The organism is Pseudomonas fluorescens (assembly GCF_002022275.1).
Lineage (GTDB): Bacteria > Pseudomonadota > Gammaproteobacteria > Pseudomonadales > Pseudomonadaceae > Aquipseudomonas > Aquipseudomonas fluorescens_AJ.
In genome coordinates, this window is record NZ_MSDF01000007.1 from 214,414 (window position 1) to 240,114 (window position 25,701).

Annotated in this window: 21 protein-coding genes; 11 read left to right on the forward strand and 10 right to left on the reverse strand. The window is 59.4% G+C overall.

Going from position 1 to position 25,701, the window contains the following annotated elements:
• The first annotated feature begins 55 nt into the window (after window positions 1–55).
• Genes nirB through cobA form a run of 4 tightly spaced genes read left to right on the forward strand, consistent with a single transcriptional unit; the run spans window position 56 to window position 6,285 of the window.
• Window positions 56–2,509 carry a nitrite reductase large subunit NirB gene (nirB, locus tag BFW87_RS03305; RefSeq protein ID WP_078738550.1) on the forward strand — a complete coding sequence of 818 codons (2,454 nt, stop codon included), beginning with the start codon at window positions 56–58 and terminating at the stop codon, window positions 2,507–2,509.
• Window positions 2,506–2,823 (forward strand): nitrite reductase small subunit NirD, encoded by a 318-nt coding sequence (gene nirD / locus BFW87_RS03310; protein WP_078738551.1) that lies wholly within the window; start codon window positions 2,506–2,508, stop codon window positions 2,821–2,823. The genes nirB and nirD overlap by 4 nt, the downstream gene beginning before the upstream one ends.
• Complete coding sequence (locus BFW87_RS03315) at window positions 2,823–5,531, forward strand: nitrate reductase (protein ID WP_078738552.1); 2,709 nt, start codon at window positions 2,823–2,825, stop codon at window positions 5,529–5,531. Before nirD ends, BFW87_RS03315 begins: the two co-directional genes overlap by 1 nt.
• Before the next feature lie 10 nt (window positions 5,532–5,541).
• Window positions 5,542–6,285 carry a uroporphyrinogen-III C-methyltransferase gene (cobA, locus tag BFW87_RS03320; RefSeq protein ID WP_078738553.1) on the forward strand — a complete coding sequence of 248 codons (744 nt, stop codon included), beginning with the start codon at window positions 5,542–5,544 and terminating at the stop codon, window positions 6,283–6,285.
• Between the two features lie 59 nt (window positions 6,286–6,344).
• Here the strand turns inward: cobA and BFW87_RS03325 are convergent, their stop codons facing one another.
• From BFW87_RS03325 to ppsA, 8 genes are all read right to left on the reverse strand, one after another.
• Window positions 6,345–7,328 (reverse strand): OmpA family protein, encoded by a 984-nt coding sequence (locus BFW87_RS03325; protein WP_078738554.1) that lies wholly within the window; start codon window positions 7,326–7,328, stop codon window positions 6,345–6,347.
• Between the two features lie 107 nt (window positions 7,329–7,435).
• Window positions 7,436–8,026 carry an RNA polymerase sigma factor SigX gene (gene sigX, locus BFW87_RS03330; RefSeq protein WP_078738555.1) on the reverse strand — a complete coding sequence of 197 codons (591 nt, stop codon included), beginning with the start codon at window positions 8,024–8,026 and terminating at the stop codon, window positions 7,436–7,438.
• Between the two features lie 87 nt (window positions 8,027–8,113).
• Entirely contained in the window at window positions 8,114–8,938 is an 825-nt protein-coding gene (locus BFW87_RS03335; RefSeq protein ID WP_078738556.1) for a mechanosensitive ion channel family protein, read from the reverse strand.
• 2 nt (window positions 8,939–8,940) lie between these two features.
• Window positions 8,941–9,186 carry a hypothetical protein gene (locus BFW87_RS03340; RefSeq protein ID WP_025854229.1) on the reverse strand — a complete coding sequence of 82 codons (246 nt, stop codon included), beginning with the start codon at window positions 9,184–9,186 and terminating at the stop codon, window positions 8,941–8,943.
• 86 nt (window positions 9,187–9,272) lie between these two features.
• On the reverse strand, window positions 9,273–10,268 hold the full coding sequence (locus tag BFW87_RS03345) for a zinc transporter ZntB (protein WP_078738557.1): 996 nt from the start codon (window positions 10,266–10,268) through the stop codon (window positions 9,273–9,275).
• Window positions 10,269–10,293: 25 nt separating this feature from the next.
• Window positions 10,294–10,785, reverse strand: a complete 492-nt coding sequence (gene rraA / locus BFW87_RS03350) for a ribonuclease E activity regulator RraA (RefSeq protein WP_078738558.1) — start codon at window positions 10,783–10,785, stop codon at window positions 10,294–10,296.
• 188 nt (window positions 10,786–10,973) lie between these two features.
• Window positions 10,974–11,963 carry an alpha/beta fold hydrolase gene (locus BFW87_RS03355; protein ID WP_078738559.1) on the reverse strand — a complete coding sequence of 330 codons (990 nt, stop codon included), beginning with the start codon at window positions 11,961–11,963 and terminating at the stop codon, window positions 10,974–10,976.
• Between the two features lie 105 nt (window positions 11,964–12,068).
• Entirely contained in the window at window positions 12,069–14,444 is a 2,376-nt protein-coding gene (ppsA, locus tag BFW87_RS03360) for a phosphoenolpyruvate synthase (protein WP_078738560.1), read from the reverse strand.
• Between the two features lie 178 nt (window positions 14,445–14,622).
• Between ppsA and ppsR the strand changes: the two genes are divergently transcribed.
• On the forward strand, window positions 14,623–15,441 hold the full coding sequence (gene ppsR / locus BFW87_RS03365) for a posphoenolpyruvate synthetase regulatory kinase/phosphorylase PpsR (protein WP_078738561.1): 819 nt from the start codon (window positions 14,623–14,625) through the stop codon (window positions 15,439–15,441).
• A 118-nt stretch (window positions 15,442–15,559) separates the two neighbouring features.
• On the opposite strand, the gene BFW87_RS03370 is transcribed toward ppsR, so the two are convergent.
• Window positions 15,560–16,984, reverse strand: a complete 1,425-nt coding sequence (locus BFW87_RS03370; RefSeq protein WP_078738562.1) for a PLP-dependent aminotransferase family protein — start codon at window positions 16,982–16,984, stop codon at window positions 15,560–15,562.
• Between the two features lie 160 nt (window positions 16,985–17,144).
• On the opposite strand from BFW87_RS03370, the gene BFW87_RS03375 reads away from it, so the two are divergent.
• The 5 genes from BFW87_RS03375 to BFW87_RS03395 are packed head-to-tail and all read left to right on the forward strand — an operon-like array spanning window position 17,145 to window position 22,633.
• Window positions 17,145–18,038, forward strand: coding sequence for a DMT family transporter (locus BFW87_RS03375; protein WP_176159702.1), 894 nt, complete (start codon window positions 17,145–17,147; stop codon window positions 18,036–18,038).
• A 38-nt stretch (window positions 18,039–18,076) separates the two neighbouring features.
• The gene (gene moeB / locus BFW87_RS03380) at window positions 18,077–19,939 is read left to right on the forward strand and encodes a molybdopterin-synthase adenylyltransferase MoeB (protein WP_078738564.1); all 1,863 of its coding nucleotides are present in this window, start codon (window positions 18,077–18,079) and stop codon (window positions 19,937–19,939) included.
• 15 nt (window positions 19,940–19,954) lie between these two features.
• Window positions 19,955–20,869: a PLP-dependent cysteine synthase family protein gene (locus tag BFW87_RS03385; RefSeq protein WP_078738565.1), complete on the forward strand. Its 915-nt coding sequence runs from the start codon at window positions 19,955–19,957 to the stop codon at window positions 20,867–20,869.
• A 37-nt stretch (window positions 20,870–20,906) separates the two neighbouring features.
• Window positions 20,907–21,899 carry a serine O-acetyltransferase gene (locus tag BFW87_RS03390; RefSeq protein ID WP_078738566.1) on the forward strand — a complete coding sequence of 331 codons (993 nt, stop codon included), beginning with the start codon at window positions 20,907–20,909 and terminating at the stop codon, window positions 21,897–21,899.
• 2 nt (window positions 21,900–21,901) lie between these two features.
• A complete protein-coding gene (locus BFW87_RS03395) occupies window positions 21,902–22,633 on the forward strand; it encodes an alanyl-tRNA editing protein (RefSeq protein ID WP_078738567.1) in 732 nt (243 codons plus the stop codon).
• Window positions 22,634–22,695: 62 nt separating this feature from the next.
• Here BFW87_RS03395 and BFW87_RS03400 read toward each other — a convergent pair whose 3' ends face one another.
• Window positions 22,696–23,553: a hypothetical protein gene (locus BFW87_RS03400; protein WP_078738568.1), complete on the reverse strand. Its 858-nt coding sequence runs from the start codon at window positions 23,551–23,553 to the stop codon at window positions 22,696–22,698.
• Window positions 23,554–23,949: 396 nt separating this feature from the next.
• Between BFW87_RS03400 and BFW87_RS03405 the strand changes: the two genes are divergently transcribed.
• On the forward strand, window positions 23,950–25,695 hold the full coding sequence (locus BFW87_RS03405) for an ABC transporter permease (protein ID WP_078738569.1): 1,746 nt from the start codon (window positions 23,950–23,952) through the stop codon (window positions 25,693–25,695).
• Window positions 25,696–25,701: the final 6 nt, after the last annotated feature.

Consider the following 25,701-nt stretch of genomic DNA (forward strand, 5'->3'; position numbering starts at 1 on the left):
CGGGGACGCCTTTTTTTGTTTGCGCGTGATTTGTCGAGCCATTGCGGAGAACGACATGAAAAAACTCAAATTGGTGATGATCGGCAACGGCATGGCCGGGGTTCGCACCCTTGAAGAATTGCTCAAGCTGAGCAGCGACCTGTACGACATCACGGTGTTCGGCGCCGAGCCCCACACCAACTACAACCGTATCCTGCTGTCGCCGGTGCTGGCCGGTGAACAGACGTTTGAAGAGATCGTGCTCAACGACCTCGACTGGTACCTGGATAACAACATCAAGTTGTTGCTCAACCGCAAAGTCGTGCAGATCGACCGCGTCAAACGCATCGTCATCGCCGAAGATGGCACCGAGGCCGAGTATGACCGCCTGTTGATTGCCACCGGCTCGACACCGTTCATCCTGCCGATTCCGGGCAATACATTGCAGGGTGTGATCGGCTACCGCGACATCGCCGACACCCAGGCCATGATCGACACTGCCAAAACCCACACACACGCGGTGGTGATCGGTGGCGGCCTGCTCGGCCTCGAAGCCGCCAACGGCCTGATGTTGCGCGGTATGCACGTGACCGTGGTGCATATCGGCGAGTGGCTGCTGGAGCGACAACTGGACAAGACCAGCGGCCAATTGCTGCAAACCGAACTGGAAAGCCGTGGCCTGGTGTTTCGCCTGTGCGAGCAGACCCAGGCGCTGCATGACGCGGGCAATGGCCGGGTTGGATCGGTGCAATTCAAAAATGGCGACATCATCCCCGCCGACCTGGTGGTGATGGCCGCCGGCATTCGCCCCAATACCGAACTCGCGGAAAAATCCGGCATCCCGTGCAACCGTGGGATTTTGGTCAACGACACCCTGCAGACCTACGACCCACGCATCTACGCAATTGGCGAATGCGCCAGCCACCGCGGAATCGCTTATGGCCTGGTCGCCCCATTGTTCGAACAGGCCAAGGTCTGCGCCAATCACCTCGCGCAGCTGGGCTTCGCCACCTATAAAGGCTCGGTCACGTCGACCAAGTTGAAAGTCACCGGCATCGACTTGTTCTCCGCCGGCGACTTCATGGGCGGCGAAGGCACCGAAACCATCACCCTCTCCGACCCGATTGGCGGCGTGTACAAAAAACTGGTGATCAAGGACGACATCCTTGTCGGCGCCTGCCTGTACGGCGACACCGCCGATGGCGGTTGGTATTTCCGCCAGATCCGTGAGAACCATGCCATTGGCGAAATTCGTGATCACCTGATGTTCGGCGAAAACGCACTGGGTGATGTAGGCCACCAAGGCCAGGACAAAGCCATGAGCATGGCCGACACTGCCGAAGTCTGCGGCTGCAACGGCGTGTGCAAAGGCACCATCGTCAAGGCGATCCAGGAACACGGGTTGTTCAGCGTCGATGATGTGAAAAAACACACCAAAGCCGCCAGCTCCTGCGGCTCCTGCGCAGGCTTGGTGGAACAAATCCTGATCAACACCGTGGGCGGTGCAGCCGACGTCAAACCGAAAAGCGAAAAAGCCATTTGCGGCTGCAGCGACCTCAACCACGGGCAAATCCGCCAGGCCATTCGCGATCAGCACCTGCTGACCATCGCCGGCACCATGAGCTACCTGAACTGGCGTACACCGAATGGCTGTGCCACCTGCCGTCCGGCGCTGAACTACTACCTGATTTCCACCTGGCCCGGTGAGGCGAAGGACGACCCGCAATCGCGCCTGATCAACGAACGCGCCCACGCCAACATTCAGAAAGACGGCACCTACTCGGTAGTCCCAAGGATGTGGGGCGGTGTGACCAATCCGTCAGAGCTGCGGCGTATTGCCGACGTGGCCGACAAGTACAACGTGCCGATGGTCAAGGTTACCGGCGGGCAACGCATCGACTTGCTGGGTATCAAGAAGCAGGACTTGCCGGGCGTCTGGAAAGACCTCGACATGCCGTCCGGCCACGCCTACGGCAAATCCATCCGTACCGTGAAGACCTGCGTCGGCAGCGAGTTCTGCCGCTTTGGCACGCAGAACTCCACGCAGTTGGGGATTGAGCTGGAGCATGACCTGTTCAATATGTGGTCGCCTCACAAGGTGAAGCTGGCGGTGTCCGGATGCCCACGCAACTGCTCGGAAGCAGGCATCAAGGACGTAGGAATAATAGGCGTCGACTCGGGCTGGGAGATGTACATCGGCGGCAACGGCGGGATCAAAACCGAAGTCGCGGAGTTCTTCGTCAAGCTGAAAACCGCCGAAGAAGTGCGTGAATACAACGGTGCATTCCTGCAGCTTTATCGCGAAGAAGCCTTCTACCTCGAGCGCACTGTGCACTACCTGCAACGGGTGGGCATGGAGCACATCAAAAAAGCCGTGCTGGAAGACCCGGCGCGGCGCCAGGCCCTCAATGAGCGGCTGCAATTCTCGCTGTCCTTCGAGCAGGACCCCTGGAAAGAACGCCTGGAACAGCCGCTGCTGAAAAAGGAATTTGATGTGATCCCCGTCAAACAGCTGGAGGTATTGGCATGAACTGGCTGGATATCTGCGCCCTCGATGAAATCAACGCCCTGGGCTCGCGCATCATCAGCGGGCCGAAAGGCGACATTGCGATTTTTCGTACGAGCGACGACGAAGTTTTCGCCCTCGACGACCGCTGCCCGCACAAAGGCGGCCCGCTGTCCCAAGGCTTGATCTACGGCAAACGCGTGGCGTGCCCGCTGCACAACTGGCAGATCGACCTGGCCTCCGGCGAAGCCCAGGCGCCGGATATCGGCTGTGCCCATCATCACGCCGCCCGTGTGGAAAACGGCCGGGTGATGCTGGCCCTGCGGGACGCCGGTTGATGAACCGCCAGACCACCGCGTCCACCTGCTGTTATTGCGGGGTGGGTTGCGGCGTGCTGATCGAGCATGACGGCGAGCAGATCCTGGGCGTGACAGGCGACCCGAGCCACCCGGCGAATTTCGGCAAACTGTGCAGCAAGGGATCGAGCCTGCACCTGACCGGCGACTTGAGCGCTCGCGCCCTGTACCCGGAGCTGCGCCTGGGCAAAGGCCTGGCGCGCGCCCGCACCGATTGGGACACAGCGCTGGAACACGCCGCCAACGTGTTCGCCGACACCATCGCCGAACATGGGCCGGACAGTGTGGCGTTCTACATTTCCGGGCAATTGCTCACCGAGGACTATTACAGCTTCAACAAGCTGGCGCGGGCATTGGTGGGCACCAACAATATCGATAGCAACTCGCGGCTGTGCATGTCCTCGGCAGTGGTCGGCTACAAGCGCAGCCTGGGCGCCGATGCGCCGCCGTGCAGTTATGAAGACCTGGAAAGCAGCGACTGCGTGATGATCGTCGGCAGCAATATGGCCTACGCCCACCCGGTATTGTTCCGACGCCTGGAGGAAGCCAAAGCGCAGCGCCCGCAGATGAAAGTGCTGGTGATCGACCCACGCCGTACAGACACCTGCGATTTGGCTGACTTGCACCTGGCGATCTTGCCGGGCACGGACGTGGCGCTGTTCCACGGGATTTTGCACCTGTTGCTGTGGGAAGACTGGATCGACCGCGCGTTTATCCAGGCGCGCACCGAAGGCGTGGCCGAGCTTAAACGCTTGGTGCATGACTACACGCCACAGATGGTGACGCAGCTGTGCGGGATCAGCGTCGAGCAATTGCGCCAGTGCGCGGAATGGGTCGGCACCTCCAGCAGTTTTCTGTCGTTATGGTGCATGGGGCTGAATCAGTCCACCGCCGGCAGCGCGAAAAACAGTGCGTTGATCAACTTGCATCTGGCTACCGGTACCCTCGGCCGGCCGGGGTGCGGGCCGTTTTCTCTGACCGGTCAACCCAATGCCATGGGTGGGCGCGAAACCGGGAGCCTGTCGAATTTGCTGCCGGGTCATCGCGAAGCGTCCAACCCCGAACATCGGGCAGAAGTCGCGGCCTACTGGGGGATTGACTCGTTGCCGGCATCGACCGGGCTCACGGCCGTCGAGCTGTTTGAACAGGTCCAGGCGGGCAAGATCAAGGCTCTGTGGATCGCCTGTACCAACCCGGCGCAATCGCTGCCGGACCAGAACAGCGTGCGCGCAGCATTGGAGGCCTGCCCCTTTGTGGTCTTGCAGGAGGCTTTTCGCACCACGGAAACCGCCGCCTATGCCGACTTGCTATTGCCCGCCGCCAGTTGGGGCGAGAAGGAAGGCACCGTGACTAACTCCGAGCGGCGGATTTCCCACGTGCGCCGCGCCATTGTCCCACCGGGAGAAGCGAGGTCGGACTGGGCGATTACAGTGGATTTCGCTCAGCGTCTGGAGAAACGTCTGCGCCCAGGGATGACGAGCCTGTTCGCTTTCGAGGGCCCTGCGCAGATCTTTGATGAATACAAGGTCCTGACCCGCGAGCGAGACCTCGACCTGTCGGGCATCAGCCATGCCCTGCTTGACCGTATAGGCCCACAACAATGGCCATTTCCCGAGGGCGCACAGGCCGGAACGCCACGCCTGTACACCGATAGCGTGTTCCCGACCACCAACGGTCGTGCGCGCTTTATTGCCGACCCTTACCGCGCCGCCAAGGAGCAGCGCGACGCGCGCTTCCCGCTGACGTTGATCACTGGGCGCCTCCGCGACCAGTGGCATGGCATGAGCCGCACCGGCACGGCAGCACAATTGTTCGGGCATGTGAGCGAGGCGTTATTGAGCCTGCACCCGGATGAACTGCGTCGCCATCGCTTCAAGGAAGGCGACCTGGTCAACCTGAAGAGCCGTCGCGGCAACGTCATCGTCGCCGTCAGCAGTGATGACAGCGTGCGCCCGGGTCAGGCGTTCTTGCCGATGCATTGGGGTGATCGTTTTCTCAAGGGCGGCGTCAATGCGCTGACCCAACCGGCATTCGATCCCTTGTCGAAACAGCCGGAACTCAAGCACAGCGGCGTACGTCTGGAAGCGGTGCAATTGCCATGGCAACTGTTTGCGCTGATCGAAGGAAATGTTCAGCAACACTTTGAAGCGCTACGCCCCCTGTGTGAGGGCTTTTCCTACGTCAGCTTGAGCCTCACCGGGCGTGAGCGGCCGGCCTTATTGGTGAGGGCTGCACATACCGAGGCGCCTGATCTGCAACTGCTGACCCGAATCGATGAGCTGTTGGGCCTGAACGACGGCCCCGTGATGGCTTACGACGACCCGCGCCGTTCAATCGGCAAGCGCGTGAAGATCGAGAAAGGCCGTATCACGGCCCTGCGCCTGGCCGGTGAAACCCTGGCGCGGCATTGGTTGCAGAGCCTGTGGCTGGAAGGCCGCGCTGACGATCAACTGCGCCGCTGGCTGTTGGCGCCGTTAAGCGCGCCACCGGGTGGCGCGGCGGTGAGCAGCAAGATCCTGTGCAACTGCAAAAACGTCAGCGAGAGCGCCGTGTGCGCCGGTATTGCCCGTGGCCTCGGCCTGGATGAGCTCAAACAGGCACTCGGTTGCGGCACGCAATGCGGCTCCTGTGTGCCGGAAATAAAACGTCTTTTGGCAAGCAATCCGAAGCCAATCGCACTAGGTGTGTAAGGGGAAGAACATGAGCGCAAAAGTCTGGCTGGTGGGCGCAGGGCCCGGTGATCCGGAGCTGTTGACCCTAAAAGCGGTTAGGGCGATGCACGAAGCCGATGTGGTGTTGATCGACGATCTGGTCAACCCGGCAGTGCTGGAACACTGCGTAGGTGCGCGCGTAATCACCGTAGGTAAACGTGGTGGCTGCCGTTCTACACCGCAAGACTTCATCCACCGCTTGATGCTGAGGCATGCGCGCCAGGGCAAATGCGTGGTGCGCCTCAAAGGCGGTGACCCGTGTATTTTTGGCCGGGGCGGCGAAGAAGCCACGTGGTTGCGTGAGCGCGGGGTGGAAGTTGAGCTGGTCAACGGCATTACCGCGGGCCTGGCGGGGGCGACGAATTGCGACATTCCACTGACCTTGCGCGGTGTCAGCCGTGGCGTGACGCTGGTGACGGCACATACCCAGGATGACAGCAGCCTGAATTGGCGCGCGCTCGCAGAGGGCGGAACGACGTTGGTGGTTTATATGGGTGTGGCCAAGCTGGAGGAAATTCGCCAGCAATTGCTGGACGGGGGCATGGCCGCGGATATGCCGGTGGCGATGATCGAAAATGCATCGCTGCCCCAGCAGCGCGAATGCCGCAGCGATCTGGCACGCATGCATATCGATGCGCTGGCGTTCGCCTTGAAAAGCCCGGCGATCCTGGTAATTGGCAGCGTCGCCGCCGCTGCTCAGGCCGTCTGCATTGCTGTGTCAGCCAGCGCCTGAGTCAAATTCGAGGCGAAAAAAGCCCGGCCTAAACCGGGCTTTTTTCTACCACTCAGTAATTACTGAGCAGCTTGAGCTTCAACCGAGGCTTCTACGCGACGGTTAACAGCACGGCCTGCTTCAGTTGCGTTGTCAGCAACTGGACGGGATTTACCGTAACCAACCGAGCTAACGCGGTTAGGAGCGATACCGTCTTTGACCAGAACTTGCTTGACCGCGTCAGCACGACGCTGGGACAGCTTCTGGTTGTAAGCGTCTGGACCTACGGAGTCAGTGTGACCTTCAACCACGGTGGTGGTCTGTGGGTACTGCTTCATGAAGTCGGCCAGGTTTTTCACGTCGCCGTAGCTGTTAGGCTTAACAACGGACTTGTCGAAGTCGAACTTGACGTCCAGCTCAACACGAACAACCTGAGCAACTGGAGCTTCTGGCTCTGGAGTTGGCTCTGGAGCTGGTGCTGGGGTAGGAGCTGGAGCTACTGCGCCAGCGTTGCCGCCGAAGTTCACACCCAGGCCGACCAGTGCGGAGTAGTCCCACTTGCCGTTGTCGATAGCGTAGTCAGCTTCAACGCCAGCACGAGCGAACAGGTTGTTGGTGAAGTAGTACTTCACGCCTGCGCCAGCGATAGCCAGAGTCGACTGATCGCGACCTTTGTGGCCGTCGGCTTCTACGTTGGTGCGGCTCTGGTGACCGAAACCACCTTCTACGTATGGACGCAGGGAGTCAACACCAGCCTGACCGAAGTGGTACTGAGCAGTCACGCTGCCAGTGTCACCCTTGATCTTCTGGCTACCAGTACCGTCGTTCGAACGGGTGTGGTTAGTAGTGTCGTAGTTCAGGTTGATCGACACATCGTCGGTCAAGAAGTAACCGATGCTCGCGCCAGGGTTGAAGCCGTCTTCGATGTGCTTGACGCTATCGTTGAACTGCTTCTTGTAGAACAGCTGGCCTTCAACTGCGCCTTGGCCTTGTGCCAGTGCGCCGAAAGAAGTAGCGGCAATAAGAGTACCAATGGCCAAGCCCAAGGTGTTTTTCAGTTTCATCCGTTAAATCCCCATCTGGTGATTGTAAAGCAGTCCCACAAACCGGGGGACAACTCGGCGACAAGTCTAACAGAACTTGCCTACACGTAAGAGATATTTGCCACGCACTAAGTTTCAGTCTCGCCCGCAAATTTCTCACGTAATTTATCAAGAGCACGTTTGTAACGCATTTTTGTAGCACTCAAACCCATGTGCATGATGTCAGCAATTTCCTGAAACTCCAGCTCTGCGACAAAACGTAGCACCAGAATTTCGCGGTCAATCGGATTCACATGCACCAACCAGCGATCAAGTCCGGCCTTTTCCTCGGGTGCTGGCGCCTTCTCTTCAGACGCTTCCTCAAGGGGGTCCAGACTCAAAGCGTCCATCAAGCGACGCTTTCGCCGTTCCTTACGATACTGCGTGATGCACTCGTTGTACGTGATGCTGTAGAGCCATGTCTTGAACTTCGATTTGCCCTCAAAGTTCTTCAGGCCGTACAGCACCTTGAGCATCACTTCCTGACAGACATCGTCCGCATCTCTATCGTTCCCTAAATACCTTGAACAAACGTTGAACAGAGTGCGTTGATATCTGCGCATCAATTCTTCGTACGCGCGTGTTACGTGAAACAGCTCCGTGTGCGAGCGCGCGACCAACTCCTCATCAGAGAGCTCACGGGGGTCATAGCGCGTGGACAGCGTTTGGGCTTTATTCAAAACAAGTCGTGCCGACAGTCAGGTCAATGTCCGCTACAGCCCGGTCAACCGGGTTTGCGGCGGCGTACATTAGCAGGGTTTGCCGGGTTAGCGGCTACTGACCTGCTGCTCCAGGAGAATCCGATTGGACAGCGACACTAGCTCACCGTCATCGGTCAGCACCGTCGTCTTGACCGTACCGATCTCCTCGATTTGCCCTTCAACCTCGCCCACACGCACCTGTTGCCCTACCTGATACAACTCACGCACATAGATTCCCGCAAGAATCTGACCGGCAATTTCCCGGCTTCCCAACCCCATGGCCAGCGCAACGGCCAGACCAACGGTAATCAAAACAATCACAATCACGTGGTTGAGCAGGTCAGTTTTGACCTCCAACTGGCTGATCGCGACGGAAATACTGATGATGATCACCAGGCCTTGGGCGATTCGCCCCAGGCCCGCAGCATAGTCCAACCCCACGCCTTCAGCCGCCCCGCGCACCAGCCCATTGGCCAGCTGCGCCAGTAAAACGCCTACCAGCAACACCAGCGCGCCGCCGAAAACCTTTGGCAAATACAGTGCCAGCATGTCGAGCGTAGCTGAAACTCGCTCAAGGCCAAGGGATTGAGCTGCCGAAACCAGAAAAACAAGCAAAATAAACCAATAGACGATCTTGCCGATCAACGTAGAGATCGGCACCTGCAACCCGACGCGGCCCAGCATCTTGGTCAGGCCAGTGCCTGCCATCAGTCGGTCAAGGCCCAGCTTTGCGAGTAGTTTGGACAGCAAGGTGTCGAGCAGCTTGGCCACGACAAAACCCAGCAGCACCAACACCAGGGCACCAAACAGGTTGGGAATGAAATTCGCCACCTTGGTCCACAATGCGGTCATAGCGGTGACCAGGCTCTGGGTCCAGAGATCAAGTTCCATATTCAATCAGCCTTATCAGCAGTGCGAGCAAGAGGTTTACGACGGGAAACCGGGGATACGTGGGCCGAACCATTGTTCAGGGCCATCATCAACGCCGGTACCCAACGACCGAGCAGACCGAACAGATCCCCCGCCCCAACCTGACGGTTGGCGGTTTTCAACACGCGGCCCAGGCAGGCGTCGTCATCACGGTTGGATGGCGAAGCATTGAGCATGTCACGCAAAGACTGTTCGAACGGATCGTGCATAAAGACCTCTCGCAAGTGATTTAAAAGACGAGGGTAAAATTCTTGGGGTCACATAGGACCCTTCCTACGTTCAGGTCATATTCAGGTCAAACCCAGCGCAATCGTCGAAATAGCCACCATTGTCCCAGCGCAACCGCCACCATCATCAAGCAGGCAATCACGAATCCATAGGGGCTGGCGGAGAACGGAATACCGCCCACATTGATACCCAGCAAGCCGGTCAGAAAACTCATCGGCAGGAAGATCCCGGTGATGATTCCGAAGCGGTACATCGTTCGATTCATGCGCACGCTCAAGCGCCGATCTTCGGCCTCAAGCACCAGCCCTACGCGCTCCCGGGTCAATTCGAGCTCTTCCAGGTAGCGGGTCAGGCTGTTGTTCAATTCGTTCCAGTAGTCGGCATCGTCGTCACAGAACCACGGCAATTTGATGCGCGTCAATTGAGCAAAAATATCGCGCTGCGGCGCGAGAAAACGCTTGAGCCCAGCGGCTCGCCGACGGATCTGCAAAACGTTGCCATGCTCGGGAGTATACCGTTCGTCGGCGTCGAGTTTTTCTTCTTCGGAATCGACGATTTCAGACAGGTCAGTGACCAGATCCTGCACTTTATTGGTCAGGTACTGCGCCATATAAAGGATGAGTTCAGACGCAGTTTTTGGCCCTTTGCCGTCCGCCAGCTGCACCAGCAGCTCATCGGTCGCGCGCAATGGGCGCAGGCGCAGGGAAATGACGCGGCTGGCGGCGGCGAAGATACGCACCGACACCATGTCTTCCGGCTCGGCACCCGGGTTGAGGTTGACCCCGCGCAGGAACAGCAGCAATTCAGCGTCCGGCAGCGGCAACAGGCGCGGCCGGGTGTTTTCTTCCAGCAGCAGATCACAGGCGAACTCACTCAAACCGCTGGATTTACGCAGCCAGGTCTGGGTTTGCGGGTGGCTGCGATCCCAATGCAGCCACAGGCTTTCCTGGGGCTGCAGCTGCAAGTCGTCGAGCTCAGTCCGGGCAATCGAACGCGCACCGCCTTTACCGTCCAGCACCAGGGCATGCACCAGCCCCCATTGCGCGTTTTCTTCCTCGAACATCCTCACCCCTGTCGGCTATTGCGGTTTATTCAGGCATCTTCAGCGGGCTGGGCGACACGATCACGCCATTATTGTCGGCGTAAACATATTCACCCGGGCGGAACGTCACGCCGGCAAACGTCACCACTACGTTCAGGTCGCCGATACCGCGCTTGTCGGTTTTCATCGGGTGAGTGGCCAGCGCCTGCACCCCCAGGTCGGTCTGGGCGATGACATCCACATCGCGGATGCAGCCGTAGATCACCAAGCCTTCCCAGCCGTTTTTCGCGGCTTTCTCGGCGATCATGTCGCCCAGCAGCGCACGGCGCAGGGAACCCCCGCCATCGACCACCAGCACCTTGCCGGCGCCCGGCAGGTCAGCCTGTTCCTTGACCAGGGAATTGTCTTCGAAGCATTTGATGGTGACGATTTCGCCACCAAAGGAATCTCGGCCACCGAAGTTACTGAACATCGGCTCAAGCACCTGCACCAGGTCGGGGTAGGCGTCGCACAGGTCGGGGGTCACGTAATGGTTCATTGAAAAATTCCTTTCTGTCAAAGAGGTGTCTTTCGAAAGAAGCGCCAGGCAAAGCGGGTGTGGACAATCCCACCCGCACCGCCGCAACGCAATAGCCACTGCGCGACTGAATATGACCAGAAGCGTTTAACGCGTCATATCTTAGCCGCAACCACGCATGAGCGAAACGCCCTTGGTAGAGCGCTTCGTCAATCCACTGCCGCCACTTCCGATTGCGCCCCGAATAAAGGTGTCAGAGGATCTTTCAACCACTGCCCCACCAGCGGCCACACTTCGGCCTGGGCGGCTTTGCTGACCAACATTTCAACATGCCCGAAATCGCCGGTGAACCCCTGCCGGCGTCCCAGACACAGGTACTGACGGTGCTCGGAACCGACTTGCTCGAACAGCTTGCGGCACGCCCAGTCCGGGTCTTGCTGATCACCTGCCGCGCTGACGGCCAGCAGTGGCACGTCAACTTCGGCCAAGCCTTTCCACCAGTCACGCTCAGCGTCGCCAAAACGCCCGAACAGGCCATTCCAGCGCATGGCTTCGATCATCACGCCCGCCGGCTCGTCTTCAGGGCCACGCTTGAAGCGCGGGCCAGACACTCGAGCGAAGCGTTTCAGAAGGAAACGACTGCCCCACTCCACCGGCGGAATTTTCAGCGGCCAATGAGTACGACTGACCTGACAGCCGAACAGCGCCACAGATGCCACCGCAGGCGCGCCGAGGTGCTGGCCGCCAAGCGCGGCTGCCAGGGTGGTCGCACCCAGTGAATGGCCGACCCAATGCGGGACCTGCCCGCTTTGCTCACGCACAAAGGCGCCAATGGCGGGCAAGTCGAAACGTGCATAGTCCGCCACGCAATTTTTGACGTAGTGCTGATTGCGCTTGGACAGGCCATGCCCGCGCATCTCGGGAATCCACACATCAAAACCCTGGCATGCCAAGTAGGCGCCCAGCCCGATACCCTTGGGTGAATACCAAAAGCGCCGATTGGAAAAACTGCCGTGCAATAAAATAACCGGCGTGCCCCGGTTTTCCGGGACATCGGCCAGGCCCAAACGGGTCACAGCCAGCTCGACAGTGCCGTCGGGGCTGTTACCGGGTTTAAGGCGGTACACATCTTCACTCAGGTCGCCACGACGTTCAGCACTGATCAGGGCGACGGGAAACAGGTTGCTGCTGCTTTGCATAATGCTCTTGCACAAAAAAGGGCGACGTCCGCAAGGATTCCGCCCTGTACAGAAAAGAATGCCAGTCACCCTCTAAGAGTGACCGGCACTTTTGACGTTTCGACCTTAGGCGGGCGCTTGACTTTCCGCGAGGAAGAACCAGGTTTCCAGCACGGAGTCGGGGTTCAGCGAGACGCTTTCGATGCCCTGCTCCATCAGCCATCGGGCCAGGTCAGGGTGGTCGGAAGGGCCCTGGCCGCAGATGCCGATGTACTTGCCGGCCTTGTTACAGGCCTGGATGGCGTTGGACAGCAGCTTCTTGACCGCAGGATTTCGCTCGTCGAACAGGTGAGCGATGATCCCGGAGTCACGGTCCAGGCCCAGGGTCAGCTGGGTCAGGTCGTTGGAGCCGATGGAGAAACCGTCGAAGAACTCCAGGAATTCTTCGGCCAGGATCGCGTTGGACGGCAGTTCGCACATCATGATCACGCGCAGGCCGTTGTCGCCGCGGCTCAAGCCGTTTTCAGCCAGCAGGTCGACCACCTGGCTCGCCTCGCCCAGGGTGCGCACGAAGGGCACCATGATCTCGACGTTGGTCAGGCCCATCTCGTTGCGCACGCGCTTGAGGGCGCGGCATTCGAGCTCGAAGCAGTCACGGAACGACTCGCTGATATAACGCGAGGCGCCACGGAAGCCCAGCATCGGGTTTTCTTCTTCCGGCTCGTAGAGCTTGCCGCCGATCAGGTTGGCGTATTCGTTGGACTTGAAGTCCGACAGACGCACGATGACCTTTTTCGGGTAGAACGCTGCCGCCAGGGTGCTGATGCCTTCCACCAGCTTCTCGACGTAGAAGCCTACCGGGTCGTTGTAGCCGGCGATGCGCTTGTCGACGCTTTCCTTGATGTCCAGCGGCAGGCCGTCGTAGTTCAACAACGCCTTGGGGTGCACGCCGATCATGCGGTTGATGATGAACTCCAGGCGGGCCAGGCCCACACCGGCGTTCGGCAACTGTGCGAAGTCAAAGGCGCGGTCCGGGTTGCCGACGTTCATCATGATCTTGAACGGCAGGTCCGGCATGGCGTCGACGGAGTTTTGCTTGATGTCGAAGCCCAGCTCGCCTTCAAAGATGAAACCGGTGTCGCCCTCGGCGCAGGAAACCGTCACACCCTGACCGTCTTTCAACAGTTGGGTGGCGTTGCCGCAACCGACGACTGCCGGAATCCCCAGCTCACGGGCGATGATCGCCGCGTGGCAGGTACGCCCGCCACGGTTGGTGACGATGGCACTGGCGCGTTTCATCACCGGTTCCCAGTCCGGGTCGGTCATGTCGGACACCAGCACGTCGCCTGGCTGGACTTTGTCCATTTCGGACACGTCCTTGATGATCCGCACCTTGCCCGCGCCGATGCGCTGGCCGATGGCACGGCCTTCCACCAGCACCGTGCCGGTTTCTTTCAGCAGGTAGCGTTCCATGACGTTGGCCGAAGTGCGGCTTTTCACGGTTTCCGGGCGGGCTTGCACGATGTACAGCTTGCCGTCGTCGCCGTCTTTGGCCCACTCGATGTCCATCGGGCACTTATAGTGCTTTTCGATGATCATCGCTTGTTTGGCCAACTCGCTGACTTCGGCGTCGGTCAGGCAGAAACGCGCCCGTTCAGCCTTGTCCACATCAACGGTTTTTACCGAGCGACCGGCCTTGGCCTCGTCGCCGTAGATCATCTTGATGGCCTTGCTGCCAAGGTTGCGGCGCAGGATCGCAGGGCGACCGGCCTCAAGGGTGTGTTTGTGGACGTAGAATTCGTCAGGGTTGACCGCGCCCTGTACGACGGTTTCGCCGAGGCCGTAGGCGCCGGTGATAAACACCACGTCGCGAAAGCCCGATTCGGTGTCCAGGGTGAACATCACGCCGGCAGTGCCGGTTTCCGAACGCACCATGCGCTGCACGCCGGCAGACAAGGCCACCAGCTTGTGGTCGAAGCCCTGGTGCACGCGGTAGGAAATCGCGCGATCGTTGAACAGCGAGGCAAACACTTCCTTGGCCGCGCGGATCACGTTGTCGACGCCGCGGATATTCAGGAAGGTCTCTTGTTGACCGGCAAAGGAAGCGTCCGGCAAGTCTTCGGCGGTGGCCGAGGAACGCACGGCGACGGCCATGTCCGGGTTGCCCGCCGACAGGGTGGCGAAGGCGGTGCGGATTTCTTCGTTGAGCTTCTCGGGGAACTCGGCTTCCATGATCCATTGGCGGATCTGGGCACCGGTCTTGGTCAGGGCGGCGATGTCGTCGACATCAAGAGCGTCCAGCGCGGCGTGGATCTGAGCATTGAGGCCGCTCAGTTCGAGGAAATCGCGGTAAGCCTGGGCCGTGGTGGCGAAACCACCGGGCACCGAGACACCAGCGCCTGCAAGATTACTGATCATCTCGCCGAGGGATGCGTTCTTGCCCCCCACATGCTCTACATCATGGACGCCGAGCTTATCGAGGGAAACTACGTACTCTACCAAGGTGATCTCTCCACTAACTGTGTTGGAAAAGCTCAGGACGCCGACTGCTCAGTAGGAGCTTTCTGCGGCGTTTGTGGCCTGGACCTGGAAAATAAGTGAGAATGCGGCCCACTGCGGGACGGCAAAATCGCGCCTATCATATCCAAGATTCGCCATCAGCTTAAGGCCCAGGGCTCAAATGAAACGATCTGCTTTCTTTATCTCCGACGGCACCGGCATCACAGCCGAAACATTGGGTCAAAGCCTGCTCGCGCAGTTCGAAAACATTACCTTCGCCAAATTCACGCGGCCCTATATAGACAGCGTGGATAAAGCCCGGGCCATGGTACAACAAATCAATCTGGCGGCCGAAAAAGACGGCATGCGCCCGATCATTTTCGACACCATCGTCAATCAAGACATTCGTGAGATCCTCGCAACCTCCAATGGTTTCATGATCGACATTTTCTCCACGTTCCTGGCGCCCCTGGAACAGGAGTTGAGCGAACACTCGTCTTACTCCGTAGGAAAGTCCCATTCCATTGGGCACAACTCCAATTATATGGAGCGTATCGAGGCGGTGAACTTCGCCCTCGACAACGACGACGGTGCCCGCACGCACTACTACGACAAGGCCGATTTGATCTTGGTGGGCGTGTCCCGCTGCGGCAAAACGCCAACCTGCCTTTATATGGCCATGCAGTTCGGCATCCGCGCCGCCAACTACCCGTTGACCGAAGACGACATGGAGCACCTGACGCTGCCCGCCGCCCTGCGTGCGCATTCGCACAAGCTGTTCGGCTTGACCATTGATCCGGACCGCCTCACGGCCATCCGCAACGAGCGCAAGCCCAACAGCCGCTATTCCAGCTATGCCCAGTGCGAGTTCGAAGTGCGCGAAGTGGAAAATCTGTTCCGTCGCGAGAATATTGCGCACATCAATTCCACGCATTTTTCGGTGGAAGAGATTTCGGCGAAGATTTTGGTGGAGAAAGGGGTGGAGCGGCGGTTCAAGTAATTTTTGTTGCCAGGGCCGGCCTCATCGCAGGCAAGCCAGCTCCCACATTTGACTGCATTCACACATCAAAATGTGGGAGCTGGCTTGCCTGCGATGAACGATAACGCGGTAAACCTGCCTACAGATGAAACCTGCCGCCACCCTGCCCCAAGGCGGTGGCCAACGCATCAAACCCCTCCTTCAACAACTGATCATCCCCCGACGTATTACAAATACTCGCCCGAATAAACTGCGGCACCGCCGTCTGCCCAACGGCAAACGCTTCAGCGGTGGCGATCAGGTAATTATTCTGCCTGAGCTCAGCCTCGATTTCCGACGCGCGCCATGGCTCCGGCACTTCAATCCAGAAGTGCGGACTGTTCAGATGAGTACGGTATTCCAGCCCGCCCAACAGGTCACGCACCAGGGCTTTTCGCCGACTGATCTCGTTGATCTGCTGACGCAGCAGGTATTCCGCCGTGCCGTTTTCAATCCACTGCGTCGCCAATTCCAGGGTGACCGGCGTGGCCATCCAGCAGGTTGAACGCAACGCTGCTGAAATACGGCTGACCAGCGCCGGCGGCGCGTGCACATAACCCACACGCAAGCCGGCCGACACTGCCTTGCTCAGGCTGCTGATCAAAATCGTACGTTCAGGGGCGAAATAACTGAGGGGCGGCGGCCGGTCTTCGACCAACACGCCGTGGGCTTCGTCCTCAAGAATCAGCAAATTGTGTTCGCGACACACTTTGGCCAAGGCTTCGCGGCGCGCAACCGAGAGTACGGCCGTGGTCGGGTTCTGGATAGTCGGGGTGCAGTACAACGCCGAAACCCGGTGATTTCGACAGACTTCATCCAGCGCGCCCGGCAGCACGCCCTCCTCATCCATCTCCAGGCCAATCAACCGCACACCGAGCATGCGCGCGGCGGTGATCAGCCCAGGGTAGGTCATTTGTTCGGTGACCACCGTATCGCCCGCGCGCAGCAGCGCCATCATTGCGCACAGCAAGCCATGCTGGCCGCCATTGACGCAGATGACCTGCTCGGGAATCGGGTGGAAATCGCGCTGCACCAGCCACTGCGCTCCGGCTTCACGGTAGCGCGGCAAACCGGCGTCCGGGGTGTAGGCGCTGATGTCCTGCAGAAACTTGGCGTTGGTCGACAGGGTCTGGAAGCTCTGGGCGAGAAACACGGTCTCCTGCCCGGGAATATGCATGTTGCGGCTCATGTCGAAGTATTGGCGCGGCTCTTCGCTGAAATTGCGAAAGCCCTCATCGCGCTGACGCTCCATCCCACGCTTGCGCACGAAGGTGCCGTCACCCACCCGCGCCACCACCAGCCCCAGGCGTTCGAGCTCGCCGTAGGCCCGGCTGATAGTGCCGATGGTTACACCCAGATTGTCGGAAAGCACCCGATGGGGCGGCAGTTTTCTTCCCGGTTCAATCAAGCCTTCAAGGATGCCCCGTTCCATGACATCGGACAGGCGCTTGTACTTCACGCCCTGCCCGTTGGACAACCCCTCACGCATAATTGACACCATGTCAATATTTGTTTTGACAGTCATCTTTGGCCCTAATAGTGTGCTTTTACGGGTTCAATCACCGGATGAAACAACTTAATACACAGTCAATATAGAGTTCAATTCCGGCTCAGGGAAGCAATAAACGATGCCAATGTCCGCCGTTCTCGAAAACACAACAAAAACAAAAACTCAGAAGCAGTGGTTGGCCGGGCTGGTCACCAGCGTGATGTTCCTTATCGTGTGCCTGAGTTGGGGGACTACGTGGCTGGGCATCAAGATTGCCGTGGAGAGCGTGCCGCCGCTGACGTCCGCAGGCCTGCGCTTTCTGATCGCCTTCCCGCTGTTCCTGTGTTTCGCCTTCGTGCGCCGCGAGCCGATTCTGTTTCCGCGCGAAAGCCGCTGGTTCTTCGTCTTCGTGACGCTTTCCTACTTCAGCGTTCCGTATTACCTGCTCAACTACGGCGAGATGCATGTGTCGTCCGGCCTTACTGCACTGCTGTTCAGCTGCATGCCGGTGTTCATCTTGATTTTCTCCGCGCTGTTCCTGCGTGAGCGCATCTACTTCTCCCAAGTGGTCGGCATCGGCATCGGTTTCGGCAGCCTCTACATGATCATCAAGAGCCAGGGCCTGCACCTGGACCACGCCGAGTTCTTCGGGGTGCTGGCGATTCTGACCGCCGCGATCATGCATGCCTTGTGCTACGTGATTACCAAGCAAAAAGGCAGCGCCATCAGCGTCATCACCTACAACACCCTGCCCATCGGCATTGCCGGGCTGATGCTGTTCGTGGCCGGCCTGTGGTTTGAAACGCCGGCCTTCGAAAACATCACGCTGCGCTCGTGGAGCGCGCTGTTTTACCTGGGGCTGGTGGCGTCCGTGGGCGGGTTTATCGTGTATTTCATGCTGCTCAAGCGCTTGAGCCCGATCATTCTGTCGTTCGTGTTCATCATCTTCCCGGTGTTCGCAGTGATCATCGGTGCCTGGTACGAAGGCGTGACGCTTTCCCGCGACCTGATGCTCTACTCGGCCATCCTGCTGGCCGGCTTTGCGATCACCAAGTTGCCGATTGAAAAGCTCCTGGCCAAGAAAAATTGACCCTCCCAACCCAACGACATCAGCCACGCGAGAGCAACATGGAAGTCCTCCGCCCCGAAGCCCTGGAACAGATCTACGCCCACGCCAGCCGCAGCTATCCCGAGGAGTGCTGTGGTTTTGTCTTCGCCGACGGCAGTGTGTACCTGGGCAGCAATATCCAGAACGAGCTGCACCGCAAGAACCCCGAGATCTACCCGCGCAGCGCGGCCAATGGCTACACCTTTTCAGTGGCCGATACGCTGTTGATGAACAAGGCGTTTCGCAGTGACAACCCGGTGGTGGTGATCTACCACTCCCACCCGGATGTCGGTGCCTATTTCAGTGACGAAGACCAGGACAAGGCGCTGTTCCTGGGCGAGCCGATCTACCCCGTCAGCTACCTGGTGGTCGATGTTCGTCAAGGCCAGGCCCTGGGTTCAAAACTGTTCGCCTGGGACGGCAAACAGTTCGCCCTTAACCCTATCAACGACCTGCACACGGAGTTGTCCATGAACGCTGTCTCTTTCCCTGACATTCTGGTTCGCGTCGCCAAGCTGCCGGAATCGACCCTTGAGGGCACCGGATCGACATTGCGCGAAGTCATTGAAAACCTCTGTAGCAGCCACCCGCAATTGCGCCCGCACCTGTTCCACGAAAAGAACAACCAGCTCAAGGAGCATTTCCTGTTCACCGCCGAAGAAGAACTGATCGGCGCCGATGAGCCGCTACCGGAAAAAGCCAAAATTGAAGTACTGCTCGCCACCTCCGGCGGTATGGACGTGGACGCCCTGAGCAACGAGGAAGTACAACGCTACGTACGCCACATCACCCTGCCCGGCGTTGGCCGCGAAGGCCAATTGAACCTGAAGAAAGCCAAAGTGCTGATCATCGGCACCGGCGGCCTCGGCTCGCCCATCAGCCTTTACCTCGCGGCAGCCGGCATCGGCACCCTCGGTCTGGTGGATTTTGACGTAGTGGAAAGCAGCAACCTGCAACGCCAGATCGTGCATGGCAACAGCACGCTGGGCATGCCGAAAGTCGAGTCCGCCAAGAGACGCCTGCAGGATCTGAACAGCCATATCCAGATCAATGCCCACGACACCGCCCTGAACGCCGACAACGCCCTGGAACTGGTGGGCGCCTACGACCTGGTGATCGACGGCACCGACAATTTCGACACGCGCTACCTGGTCAACGACGCCTGCGTGCAACTCGGCAAACCGTTGGTCTACGGCGCCATCTACCGTTTCGACGGGCAAATCAGCGTCCTCAACTATAAAGGCGGGCCCTGCTACCGCTGCCTGTTCCCCTCACCACCGCCGGCTGAACTTGCACCCAACTGCAGCGCGGGCGGCGTGATCGGCGTACTGCCGGGCGTGGTCGGGATGATCCAGGCCACCGAAGCCATAAAACTGCTGATCGGCATTGGCGAACCCTTGTCCGGGCGCTTGATGCGCTTTGACGCACTGGCGATGAGGTTCAGCGAAATCCGTTTCAAACGCCGCGCCGACTGCCCTTGCTGCTCCGAGCTGCGTCACAGTGAAACCCTGGCCCCGACAGTCTGTGCAGATGCCGTCCCCAGCCAACCGTCCCTCGCCGAAGAGCGCTACATCAAGCCACGTGTACTCAAGCAAGTGCTCGACCATCACCGCAGCGCCGACGTGCTGCTGGATGTACGCGACGCCAGCGAGCTGGAGGTGTGCAAATTGCCGGGCGTGGTGCATATCCCCCTCGCCGAGCTGGATGGGCAACTCGACCGCCTCAGCCGCGACAACACCCACTACCTGATCTGCTACGCCGGCACTCGCGCCGAGCAAGCCGCCAGCACGCTGTTGGCCGCTGGGTTTGCCAACACCAAGGTCTTGCAGGGCGGCATGAAACACTGGGTTCGCGACGTCGAACCCGACATGCCGTTGTATTGAGTCGGGGGCTGACTGATGTTGCATAACTCCATTCTCGACGTGATCGGCCAAACGCCGATCGTGCGCCTGGCGCAGTTTTCCGAAGACCTCGGCATCGAGGTCTACGCCAAGCTTGAATCCCTCAACCCCGGCGGCAGTCACAAGGCGCGCATCGCCCTGGGCATGATCCTCGACGCCGAACGCCGGGGTGTGCTGATCCGCGATTCCGGGCAAACCATCATCGAACCCAGCGGCGGCAACACCGGCATCGGCCTGGTGATGGCCGGCAATGTGCTGGGCTACAAAGTAGTGCTGGTGATCCCCGACAATTACAGCCCCGAGAAACAGAAACTGCTGCGCCTGTACGGCGCCAGGGTGGTGCTGTCGGACAGCCGCCTGGGCAACAATTCCCATGGCGAAAAGTGCATGGAACTGCAGCTGGAAAACCCCAATTACGTGATGCTCAACCAGCAGCGTAACGGCGCCAACCCGCAGACCCACCGCGACACCACCGCGCCGGAAATCCTGCGCGCCTTCGGTGCGCAGCACGTGGACTATTTCGTCAGCGGCATCGGCACGGGTGGGCATATCACCGGCATTGGCGAAACCCTGAAAGCCGCATGGCCCGCTCTGCGCGTGATGGGCGTGGAGCCGGAGGAGTGCGACCTGCTGAAAGACCGGCACGCGCCGCACCACATCCAGGGCCTGTCGATTGGCCTGATCCCGAGCATTCTCAACGTGGACGTGCTGGACGGCATGCTCAAGGTGTCCCGCCAAGCGTGCATCGACATGATGAAACGCATCATGCGCACCGACGCCATCAGCCTGGGCTTGTCATCTGCCGCCAACATGGTCGCCATCGCTCAACTTGCCCCCGAACTGCCGCCCGAAACGGTGGTGTTGACCATGGTCTACGACAATGCTGACAGCTACCTGCCCAGTTTCGAATAACCGGTTTTCCCACCAACCAGATTGCGGGGGTGCCTCCATGGGGGGCTTTATCGACATGCAACAGTTGCACGATGAGCTGATCACCCACCTCATCAAGACCCTGACGCCTGCGCAAATGAAGCAGCTGGAACCGCACCTGGCACCGCTGATTCAGAACGCCGCCCAAGCCGTCGCCGAAGATTTGATTGCCTATGCCTACCGCGACCCGGCATCCCGTGGCCGTGGGGAATTGATCCTCGAGTCCTACGCCTCGTTCAAGGCGGTATTGTTCTATCGCCTTGCACACCTGGTGTGGAACTTCCCCGACCAGACCAACGGCGTGTTTTCGCGCATGGCCCTCAAGCTCAGCAACCAGGGCAAGATCCTTTCCGGCGCCGAAATTCACCCGGCGGCGCGCATCGGCCGGCGCTTTGTGCTGGACCACGGCTACGGCACGGTGATCGGCGAAACCTGCGAAATCGGCAACGACTGCTACATCCTCTGCGGCGTGACCCTCGGCGCCCGGGGCATCGCCAACAACCCGGACGGCAAGCGCCACCCGCGGCTGGGCAACAATGTCGAGGTCGGCGCCGGTGCGCGTGTGCTGGGTTACGTGCTGATCGGCGACAACGTGTTCATCAGCCCATCGTGTGTGATCACTCAAGACGTTCCGGCCGGCACAAAGGTCAAAGTGGTCAACCAGATTCAATTACAGAAAAACACCGAATCCGACCACAGCAACTACCTCGGCGCCTTTGCCCTGGATGAACGCTTGCATGTGGTCGGTGAGGTCAATGCCAGCCACAAGGTCACTGTGCTGGATGCCGACTTTCATCCCTTGCAGGGCTTGATGCTGGAACCCACGGTCAAGGAACGTCACCACCTGCAATTTCGCCTGCGGCGCCTGGAGGTCAGCGAGCACCTGCCGCGCCTGCCGCTGAACCTGAAAGTCAGCGGACCGGAATTTGAAATTACCCTGCTCTCCCCCCCTGGTTTGAGTGCAATGGTGCGTCACCTGTTGCAAGCCAGCCCACTGATTGTCGGAGGTTGAAGATGTCTGTGCACACCATGGAAACCCTGGCGCTGTTTGACAGCGCGCCCTACCAGAACGCCTTCAGCGCCCGGGTGATTGCCGTCAGCGAACACGGCATCGCCCTGGAGCACACGCTGTTCTATCCCACCGGCGGCGGGCAGCCGGGTGACACCGGGCACCTCACGCTGGCGGATGGAACGCGAGTCGAGGTGACCGGCACCGTGCGCGACCCGGTGTTGCGCTCAATCATCTGGCATCAGGTTGAACACTGCCCCGAACAATTGACTGCCGGCGTGCAGGTGGACGCGGGCCTGGATTGGGAGCGCCGCTACCAGCACATGAAGATGCACACCTGCCTGCACTTGTTGTGCTCGATCATCGATGCACCTGTGACCGGGTGCAGCATAGGCGCCGACAAAGGCCGGCTGGATTTCGACCTGCCGGAAATGACCCTCGACAAAGACACCATCACCCGTGACCTGAACGCCCTCATCGAACAGGCTCACGCCGTGAAAACCCTGTCGATGCCCGCTTCGGAGTATTCGACCCTGCTGCAGATCACCCGCACCCAGGCCGTCGCACCACCGGTGATCCAGGGTTCGGTGCGGGTGATTGAAATCAGCGGAATCGACATCCAGCCCTGTGGCGGCACCCACGTGATCAACACCGAGGAAATCGGCCGGGTGTTCTGCGAGAAGATCGAGAAGAAGAGCAAGCATAACCGTCGGGTGATTCTGCGATTCGAGGGCTAGAGAGAGCAGATACGGCAAAGCGTGGGCGCGAATGCCCACACTTGCCGGGGCGAGGCTGAGCGTTACTGTTTTCGCTTGTTGATTTGTGCTTTCACATCCTCAATGGACTTTTCAAGCTCTGAAATTTGAGTATTGAATTGTGTCTTGGTGCTCGCAATCGCCTCCTCAAGCTCAGTGTTGTTGTTCCTGTAGTCATCCGCTGTCGGTGTGTTCTGCCCTGAAGACTCACTTGTAAAGGTCGACTGTTCATCTGTGTGCGGTGCCGATGTTGCTGGCTGCACAGGGTCCTGCTCATGAGAAGTGTGGGATTCAGGCTTGTTCATGGCCTTGACTTGCTGAAGCACCTTTTCGAGCTCCTTTTTCAGCTGTGCAAATGACTCAATGATCGTGCGAATGAGGTCATTGATGTCCTGGCGCAACTCATTGTTAAGCTCGTCAGCCTCGTCAAGCTCAGGTTGCCGGGCAGGCTCAGTGGTCGGCGGCGCAGCCTTTTGCTCATTGACGCGGCTCTGTGGCTGGGTGTCAGGGGCGATAGCGTTTTTATCGGTACCTGCGCCTGATGCATCGAGCTGCTGACTCAGCCCGGCCAGCTCTTTCTGAAGTGCTGCAATCTTCGCCTTGCACTCGGAGAGAAGCGCTTTGTACTCGCTGAGAAGCTGATTATTTTTGGTCGCCAACTCCCTCAACTCGCGCTTTGCGTCAGCCTGTTGCGACGGCGACTGATTGACGAGGTTGCCATGGCTGGAAAACTGACCGCGCTGCTCCGGGGTCATCGGGGGCTTGGGAGGTGCGGAGTTGGCGTGTGTATCTGCGCTTGCAGAGGTATCGGCGTTGTTTACCTCGGGGGAACGGGCCGGGTTTTGGCCCGCGTCATAGCTCGCGGTGTAAGGCGTTTGTGGCTGAGTGTTTACGCTGGTCATGGGGCACCTTTCAGGCTCGGATAGTCAATTCTTGATTGGCGATAAGCGAAAGACCTGCAACGGCAAGTCATCTGGTTACCTGATTGGCATTTATCTGAAGGAGGTTCCCTGGGCGGTGGGCACATGAGTGGCCAAATGTATCGTCACCTGAAAACTGCAGGGTCTGCCGGGGGGTTCAGGGCCCAAGCCGCGTTTCGTACAGGAAACTGACAGCAAATTTATGCGCCTGTAACATTTAGAAACGTACAATTCCGCCAACAGCCCATCGCCCCCAGATGCGCTGCCCCTGACTCATGGAGAAAGAGCGCCAGCCCCTTCTCGGTGGGTGCTTGTAGAGAAGCTAAGCTCACACCCACCACGCCTTTGCGAACCTGATTGCCGCAGGACTGACTGCCTATGAACAAAGTGTTTCGTGACTACCTGCCGGCGTCCACATTGCGTTTGCTGCCCAACCGCTGGGATTTGGTCGCCCTGCCCCTGGTCATCGGCTTTCTGCTGTTTTTCTCCATCACTGCTCGGGAAACCTGGGCCCCCATCGCCACCTTGCAAAGCGAAGTAATCTCGCTGGACCCGGCCAACCTGCCGGAGTACGCGATGCGCACAACCTTGCGCATGCTCGCAGCGATGGTTGCGGCGCTGGTCTTCACCTTTTTGTACGGCACGCTGGCCGCCAAAAGCCGGCGCGCTGAAAAGCTCTTGGTGCCGGTGCTCGACATCCTGCAATCGGTGCCGGTGCTGGGCTACATCTCGTTTACCGTGACCTTCTTCCTGCTGCTGTTCCCCGGCCGGGTGCTGGGTGCCGAGTTCGCGGCGATCTTTGCGATCTTCACCAGCCAGGCCTGGAACATGACGTTCAGCTTCTACCAGTCGCTGCGCATGCTGCCCCACGACCTGGTGGAAGTGTCGACCAACCTGCGGCTTTCCGGCTGGCAGAAGTTCTGGAAGCTCGATGTGCCGTTCGCCATGCCCGGGCTGGTCTGGAACATGATGATGAGCATGTCCGGCGGCTGGTTTTTCGTGGTCGCCTCCGAAGCCATTACCGTCGGCGACAAGACCATCACCCTGCCCGGCGTGGGTTCATACCTCGCCCTGGCCATCGCGCAGAAAGACCTGCACGCCGTGGGTTATGTGATCCTCGCCATGGTCGCGGTGATCCTGATGTACGACCAGTTCCTGTTCCGCCCGCTGGTGGCCTGGGCCGACAAGTTCCGTATGGAAACCACCGCCTCACAGGGCGCAGCGCCGCAATCCTGGCTGCTGAACCTGATCCAGCGCACGCGCATCGTGCAGCGCATTCTGCGTCCGATTACCCGCGCCATCAGCCGTATCGGTAACAAACGTTTCAGCTTTGGAAGCGGTGCGTTCAGAGCGTTGCCGGCAGAAACCCCGGCAGCCTCGAAAGTGATCGATCTTGTCTGGGGCACGGTGATCGCGCTGATGGCCGCCTACGCGCTGTATCACATTGTGTTGTACGTCGGCACCGAAGTGACCTTCGCCGAAGTCGGCCATGTGTTTGTGTTGGGCCTGATCACACTGCTGCGGGTGGCCGGGCTGATCCTGATCGCTTCGCTGATCTGGGTGCCGTTGGGTGTGATGATCGGCCTGCGCCCGCGCCTGGCGGAAAAGATCCAGCCACTGGCGCAGTTTCTTGCGGCCTTCCCGGCGAACCTGCTGTTCCCGGTGTTTGTGATTGTGATCCTGCACTACAACCTCAACCCGGACATCTGGCTGAGCCCGCTGATCGTGCTGGGCACCCAGTGGTACATCCTGTTCAACGTGATCGCCGGGGCCAGCGCGTTCCCGAATGACTTCAAGGAAGCCGCCGCCAACTTCCGCATTCGCGGCTGGCTGTGGTGGCGCAAAGTGATGTTGCCGGGGATTTTCCCTTACTACGTGACCGGCGCGATTACCGCGTCGGGCGGTGCGTGGAACGCCAGCATCGTGTCCGAGTATGTGTCGTGGGGCCAGGACAACGTGGTCGCCCACGGGCTGGGCGCCTACATCGCCCAAACCACCGCCGCCGGCGACTTCCCGAAAATCGCCCTGGGCGTGGTGGTGATGTCGATCTTTGTGGTGGCCTTCAACCGTGCGGTCTGGCGGCCGATGTACGCCATCGCTGAAAACAAACTTCGTTTGAATTGACGGGAT

Coding starts and splice junctions, on each gene's coding strand:
- nirB (WP_078738550.1), top strand. CDS start 56: ATGAAAAAACTCAAATTGGTGATGATCGGCAACGGCATGGCCGGGGTT.
- nirD (WP_078738551.1), top strand. CDS start 2,506: ATGAACTGGCTGGATATCTGCGCCCTCGATGAAATCAACGCCCTGGGC.
- BFW87_RS03315 (WP_078738552.1), top strand. CDS start 2,823: ATGAACCGCCAGACCACCGCGTCCACCTGCTGTTATTGCGGGGTGGGT.
- cobA (WP_078738553.1), top strand. CDS start 5,542: ATGAGCGCAAAAGTCTGGCTGGTGGGCGCAGGGCCCGGTGATCCGGAG.
- BFW87_RS03325 (WP_078738554.1), bottom strand. CDS start 7,328: ATGAAACTGAAAAACACCTTGGGCTTGGCCATTGGTACTCTTATTGCC.
- BFW87_RS03335 (WP_078738556.1), bottom strand. CDS start 8,938: ATGGAACTTGATCTCTGGACCCAGAGCCTGGTCACCGCTATGACCGCA.
- BFW87_RS03340 (WP_025854229.1), bottom strand. CDS start 9,186: ATGCACGATCCGTTCGAACAGTCTTTGCGTGACATGCTCAATGCTTCG.
- BFW87_RS03345 (WP_078738557.1), bottom strand. CDS start 10,268: ATGTTCGAGGAAGAAAACGCGCAATGGGGGCTGGTGCATGCCCTGGTG.
- rraA (WP_078738558.1), bottom strand. CDS start 10,785: ATGAACCATTACGTGACCCCCGACCTGTGCGACGCCTACCCCGACCTG.
- BFW87_RS03355 (WP_078738559.1), bottom strand. CDS start 11,963: ATGCAAAGCAGCAGCAACCTGTTTCCCGTCGCCCTGATCAGTGCTGAA.
- ppsR (WP_078738561.1), top strand. CDS start 14,623: ATGAAACGATCTGCTTTCTTTATCTCCGACGGCACCGGCATCACAGCC.
- BFW87_RS03370 (WP_078738562.1), bottom strand. CDS start 16,984: ATGACTGTCAAAACAAATATTGACATGGTGTCAATTATGCGTGAGGGG.
- moeB (WP_078738564.1), top strand. CDS start 18,077: ATGGAAGTCCTCCGCCCCGAAGCCCTGGAACAGATCTACGCCCACGCC.
- BFW87_RS03385 (WP_078738565.1), top strand. CDS start 19,955: ATGTTGCATAACTCCATTCTCGACGTGATCGGCCAAACGCCGATCGTG.
- BFW87_RS03390 (WP_078738566.1), top strand. CDS start 20,907: ATGGGGGGCTTTATCGACATGCAACAGTTGCACGATGAGCTGATCACC.
- BFW87_RS03395 (WP_078738567.1), top strand. CDS start 21,902: ATGTCTGTGCACACCATGGAAACCCTGGCGCTGTTTGACAGCGCGCCC.
- BFW87_RS03400 (WP_078738568.1), bottom strand. CDS start 23,553: ATGACCAGCGTAAACACTCAGCCACAAACGCCTTACACCGCGAGCTAT.
- BFW87_RS03405 (WP_078738569.1), top strand. CDS start 23,950: ATGAACAAAGTGTTTCGTGACTACCTGCCGGCGTCCACATTGCGTTTG.